Below are 1,774 nucleotides of genomic sequence, written 5' to 3'. Positions count from 1 at the left end.
ATTGTTATTAGCATTCAACAAAAATACAACTTTATTCCCTGATTGTCAAATTTTTATACCATCATACTTTTTAAAACACGACCAAATTTTACTCAATAAAATTTAAACAGGCTTTTAGAGCCTGTTTCCATTGTTTGCTCTTGTATTTTTTTGACTGATTTTGGTTTGCAAACCAAAATCAGTCAAAAAAATACAAGAGCAATATCAGTACGAAAATTTGTATTGCGTTCATTTTGTTATTGATTTTCAGTTTCTTAATATTCTATAAACCTTTATTTTGCTCCATTTCTTACAATTTTATTCTCATATTGGGGTCTATCGTAAATTGATACTGATAGTTTTTTGTTTCGTTTTTGACTTTTACATTTTGGATTTTCACGGTGTATGCTTTTCCTTCTTCAAGTCCTTCAACTTTCCATTGAATGGAATTAGCTACTCCTGCTCCTTCGTTGTCATACGACACATCAGAAACTATATACTTTTCATTTTGATGCAATACTGAAATTATCGCATTAGAAAAATCAACCTCACGGTTGTCATCAAATCGACTTGTTTTGTCTGCAATCACTGAAAAACTTAGATACGCATCTTTTGGAAATAGATGTGCTGGATATTTTTTGTAAGGATACGCTATAAATTGTAAATTCTGATTTTTTAATTTTTCTGACTTTCTACCTCTATCAACGACATATAGTGATGCTCCTGCTGATCTACTTTGATAGTCCGCGGCTACCCCAAAGGCTATTTTTTTCATAAAAGGATCTAAAATCCAACGACGATGCCCTACTGAATTACTCCCCTTTTCATCCATCCAACCTTCAATTAAAAATAACACAAAAGCATGGGCAGGATAGTAAAGACTACTCCAGAATAAATTACTATTCATTGCTCCATTGGCGGCATCTATGGTGTAGCATCTTGCTTTAGGAGTTATGTAATGCGTCATATTTTTATTAGCTACAATGCTAAATGCAGCACACTGCGTTTCTTTTTGTTTTTCGTGGTTGTAAGTTACTTTTTCAAGTCCGTGTAATGCTCGTACGGCATTGACATATTCTAAGGCTTTTTGCTTTATATCTTCTTTTAATTCACCACACTCACAGGTTTTAAGACTTGGCTCTTTAACATACAACTCTTTCATTAGGTCTGCTATCTCCTGACCCATAGCCATATTTTGAAAAACTATGAGTATACATATTTTAAAAAATAAATGTTTCATTTGTATGATTTTTAAATGCAACTTACATCAACTCTTGCAATACACTTTTCCAATCGGGGAACTTTTCTGTCCCAAAATGTATGTGCCTACCTTGGAATTTGTCAGTTCCGTTTTTTAGGCGGTCATCAATCAAAATTGCTCCCATATTTAGGTTTTTGTGGCTTGATAAAATCAATCGTTTATAGAATATACTATTTGGGTCTTTTCCAAAATAGCACTGAATCCACTTCAATTTATCACTCCACGCTGACGGATTTAACCAAGGAGAAGTGGAAAGCACATAAACATCATATTTTTCTGCTAATTGGTGAGCCGCTTCAACAGCCCCCTCCATTGGTTTCATCAGTGCAAACACTCCAGGTATTTCATCATAACAACCTTCGTATTTTTTCAATGTTTCTTCGTCAATTTTTTCTAATCCACTTTCAAAATCAACTAAGACATTGTCAATATCAATATATAAAATTTGTGGTCGTGTTTTAAAAAGTATGATGGTATAAAAATTTGACAATCAGGGAATAAAGTTGTATTTTTGTTGAATGCTAATAACAATTA

Annotated in this window: 2 protein-coding genes; both read right to left on the bottom strand. The window is 32.9% G+C overall.

Annotated features, from left to right (window positions below):
- Window positions 1-289 precede the first annotated feature (289 nt).
- The gene (locus CCAND38_RS01445; protein ID WP_082023519.1) at window positions 290-1,219 is read right to left on the bottom strand and encodes a CAP domain-containing protein; all 930 of its coding nucleotides are present in this window, start codon (window positions 1,217-1,219) and stop codon (window positions 290-292) included.
- 22 nt (window positions 1,220-1,241) lie between these two features.
- Window positions 1,242-1,730, bottom strand: coding sequence for a 5' nucleotidase, NT5C type (locus tag CCAND38_RS01440; RefSeq protein ID WP_231549988.1), 489 nt, complete (start codon window positions 1,728-1,730; stop codon window positions 1,242-1,244).
- Window positions 1,731-1,774: the final 44 nt, after the last annotated feature.

The organism is Capnocytophaga canis (assembly GCF_000827555.1).
Classification (GTDB): domain Bacteria; phylum Bacteroidota; class Bacteroidia; order Flavobacteriales; family Flavobacteriaceae; genus Capnocytophaga; species Capnocytophaga canis.
The sequence above is the reverse complement of the archived record's forward strand: the minus strand, read 5'-3'. Positions and strand labels throughout refer to the sequence as shown.

Excerpts from the sequence above, each read along its gene's own strand:
- CCAND38_RS01445 (WP_082023519.1), bottom strand. The coding sequence starts at position 1,219 with ATGAAACATTTATTTTTTAAAATATGTATACTCATAGTTTTTCAAAAT.